Annotated in this window: 4 protein-coding genes; 2 read left to right on the top strand and 2 right to left on the bottom strand. The window is 39.3% G+C overall.

The features are described 5' to 3' along the window. Nucleotides 1–41 precede the first annotated feature (41 nt). A complete protein-coding gene (locus VFM80_RS07425; RefSeq protein ID WP_395071068.1) occupies nt 42–1,424 on the bottom strand; it encodes a hemolysin family protein in 1,383 nt (460 codons plus the stop codon). Between the two features lie 148 nt (nt 1,425–1,572). Next, nucleotides 1,573–2,031 (bottom strand): single-stranded DNA-binding protein, encoded by a 459-nt coding sequence (locus VFM80_RS07430; protein ID WP_395071070.1) that lies wholly within the window; start codon nt 2,029–2,031, stop codon nt 1,573–1,575. Nucleotides 2,032–2,509: 478 nt separating this feature from the next. On the opposite strand from VFM80_RS07430, the gene VFM80_RS07435 reads away from it, so the two are divergent. Next, nucleotides 2,510–2,980: a TspO/MBR family protein gene (locus VFM80_RS07435; protein WP_395071072.1), complete on the top strand. Its 471-nt coding sequence runs from the start codon at nt 2,510–2,512 to the stop codon at nt 2,978–2,980. Nucleotides 2,981–2,997: 17 nt separating this feature from the next. Then, the gene (locus VFM80_RS07440; RefSeq protein WP_395071074.1) at nt 2,998–3,552 is read left to right on the top strand and encodes a DUF427 domain-containing protein; all 555 of its coding nucleotides are present in this window, start codon (nt 2,998–3,000) and stop codon (nt 3,550–3,552) included. The last annotated feature ends 35 nt before the right edge of the window (nt 3,553–3,587 follow it).

Below are 3,587 nucleotides of genomic sequence, written 5' to 3' on the forward strand. Positions count from 1 at the left end.
GGTCAAAGTTATTTTTTACATCTGGGACATTTACCATGGAATTATTCAGCGGATGGTTTTACTTCTTCTGCACTTTCTACTTTAACCCGTACTTTTTTGATCCTGTTATTCTTAACTGAATGTACCGTCAGCTCCAGGTTCTTGTAAGTGATCCGTTCCCCCACTACCGGCAAACTCTCTGTGAGATGATAGATCAATCCTCCAAGGGTCTCATATTCATCTTCCTCGGTAGTGATATCAAGATCCAGTATCTCTTCCATATCATCGAGATCGATCTTGGCATCAAAAATATATATCCCGGATTTAAAACGGGTATATAAGCTTTCTTCTTCACCGGAATCATCCGTGATATCACCCACGATCTCTTCCAGGATATCGTCCATGGTCACGATACCTTCCGTACCGCCGTACTCATCCACTACGATCGCAATGTGTGTTTTCTCCTGCTGAAAATCACGAAGCAGGTCATCCAGTTTTTTAGTGGCGGGGATAAAGAGAGCCTTTCTTGAAATTGTTTTCCAGTTGAGAGACGGTTCTTCCTCTTCTGCATTTAAATAAGGAAGCACATCTTTGGCGTAAAGCACTCCTTCAATATTATCCAGGTCATTTTCTATAAGCGGCATCCTGGAAAGTCCGTTATCTCTGATTTTAGAAAGTACATCCTGCAGTGAATCATCATTTGAAACGGCCACAATATTTACCCTTGAGGTCATGATCTCCCGAACCGTGATGTTACCGAAGCCTATCACATTCTCAATGATCTCCCGCTCATCTTCTTTTATAGAGCCTTCCTGTTCACTTACCTCGGCCATGGTTCGGATATCTTCCGTGGTCATTTTACTGGTTGGCTTTGGCAGATATCGCTCAAGGCTGATTGTACTGTCTGCGATTAGCTTAGCGAAAGGCTTGAGCAATATGAAAATTCCGTATATAAAAGTACTGTTGGTTCTGGAAACCTTAAGCGGATTATTGATAGCGATTATCTTTGGCGTGATCTCACTCAGTATCAGGATCATGAAGGTCAACACCACAACCTCTACCGTAAATATGATCACTTCCGATAGTCCAAATGCCTCCACAATATCTCCGGTTATAACTGCAGCTAAAACTGATGCCACGATATTTGCAAAGGTATTACCAATTAAGATCGTAGCTAAAAGGCGCCGGGGTTTATCAAGCATTTTGATAATTCGATCGTCTGCTGAACCGAGCGTTTCATCCTGCTTTAGATCCTGCATTCTGTTTGATAGAGAAAACAGGGCAACTTCAGAACCGGAGAATATGGCCGAAAACGCCAAACCCAGAAATAAGAAGATAAGTTGAATAGCAAGCACAACAGGATCAATTCCGTGAATTACAGAACTTTCACCAAAAGTAAGAAGAGAATCTTGTACCAAACTGAATGGATCTTCGATTGTATCCAATGAATAAGGTTATTTTTAATTGAGGGAATTTAAGAACACTTTTGTTACTCCTAAAATATAAGATTTTTAGGTTAAACTGAGCTATAAATAAAAAAAACGGCATAAGAAATCCTTATACCGTTTTAATTAGATCAGAGCAGGTTCTGAATTAAAATGGAAGGTCATCATCCATATCATCAAAGTTACTGTCCAGCTCTACATTGCTGCTCATGGGCTTTCCGCCACCCTGATTTTGGTTTTGAGCTTGCGGCTGTCCGCCACCGGAATTATTTCCGCCTTTACTGTCCAGCATTACCATTCGTAATGCCTTGATCTCAGTAGTGTAACGTTTTTGACCATCCTTATCTTCCCACTGGCGGGTTTGGATAGGGCCTTCAATATATACCTTGGAACCTTTGGTCAAATATTGCTGACAAATTTCAGCTGTTCTTCCCCAGGCTACCACACGGTGCCACTCAGTATTTTCCTGATATTCCCCGTTACTGTCTTTGTAACGCTCGCTGGTAGCTATGTTTAAAGTAGCAACAGCTGTGTTCGCTTGTGTATATCGTACTTCCGGGTCTTGTCCCAGATTACCTATTATCATCGCTTTGTTCAGTGAACTCATAACGTATCCTGTTTTTTGATTATTTGGTTGCAATGTAAGAGTTAGTTCAGAACAATTCCTTACAAAAAATTTTCAAAAAAGTTGAAATCATTAAGTACTACTTAATGATTAAAATTTAGATCTATGGAGTTTTGACCGTGTTTTAACCTTATTCGATAACTATGACTATAACTGTTTCAGGCAAGCCTCACACTTAAAAAAGTCAATACATCTGTAACATTGTTCGGTTTTCGTACTCTTGAAAAGAAAAAAACGACACCATTATGATTAGTGATCAGATTATAGAAGAATATTTGGAACAGGAAAGTGAATTAGCCGCGAAAGTAGTAAAGTTTAAACTTACGCTGCTTTTATTCTCGGTTATCGGGCTGCTCTTCTTCTCCATTTAATTTTCCTATTCACATTTAATTAATTATTCGGGGAATTGGGTATTACCATTTGTTGTTGGTATAATCCGACAATAATGAATACATAAAGAATGCCATACTGGGGTAAAATTATTATCGGGATACTTGCATGTAATTTTGTTGGTTTTATAGCCAGCGGTGTTACTATTGAAGCAATTCCAGGTTGGTATGCCCAACTGAATAAACCATTTTTTAATCCTCCTAATTGGCTTTTCGGTCCAATTTGGACTATTCTTTATACGTTAATGGGTATAACTGCTGCTGCTATTTGGGAAGCAGGGTTTGAACAGCAAAAAGTAAAGCATGCACTCTCTTTATTCGGAGTACAATTGGGACTGAATGGATTATGGTCATTTATATTTTTTGGCTATAAGAGTCCGCTTTTAGCTTTCATCGAGATAATTTTTCTGCTTACAGTCATTGTTATCACCATTCTTCGTTTTAGAGAAATCAAACCATGGACTGCCTGGCTTCTTGCCCCCTATTTTATATGGGTTTGTTATGCTGCGGCTTTAAACTTAGTTATCTATCTCCTTAATTAATTTAATATTATATATAGATGAGTAACTCTAAGAATCGGGCTGAATCGGGAAAATCACAGTGGGAATATAACGGTCAAAAACGACCAAAGTTTGCGATCAAACCTAAAGAGGGACAGGAGTCTGTTTGGGATTATCCGCGCCCGCCTAAAATAGATTCTGATGACCGGGAGATTTTAGTCATTTTTGCCAATAAGATTATTGCAAGAAGCACAAAGGCAATCCGAATTCTGGAAACAGCCAGCCCTCCCACTTTTTATATTCCCCCTTCTGATATAAACATGAAATACCTGAAAAAGACTACCGGGGAATCTAAGTGTGAATGGAAGGGCGAAGCCATCTATTGGGATATTGTTGTAGAAAATGAAAAAGTGGAACGTGGGGCGTGGTCTTACCCAAAACCGTTTCAGGATTTTTATAAAATCAGAAGCTACCTGTCTTTTTACCCCGCCAAAATGGATTGTTATGTAAACGGAGAACACGTAAAACCCCAGCCCGGAGGTTTCTACGGCGGCTGGATTACCAAAGAGATTGTAGGTCCGGTTAAAGGAGAATCGGACGAGACATATTTGTAAAGACTATTTTATTTTTGCTTTCAATATTGAAGGAT

The sequence above is a fragment of the Gracilimonas sp. genome (assembly GCF_035704785.1).
In the GTDB taxonomy this organism is placed as follows: Bacteria; Bacteroidota; Rhodothermia; order Balneolales; family Balneolaceae; genus Gracilimonas.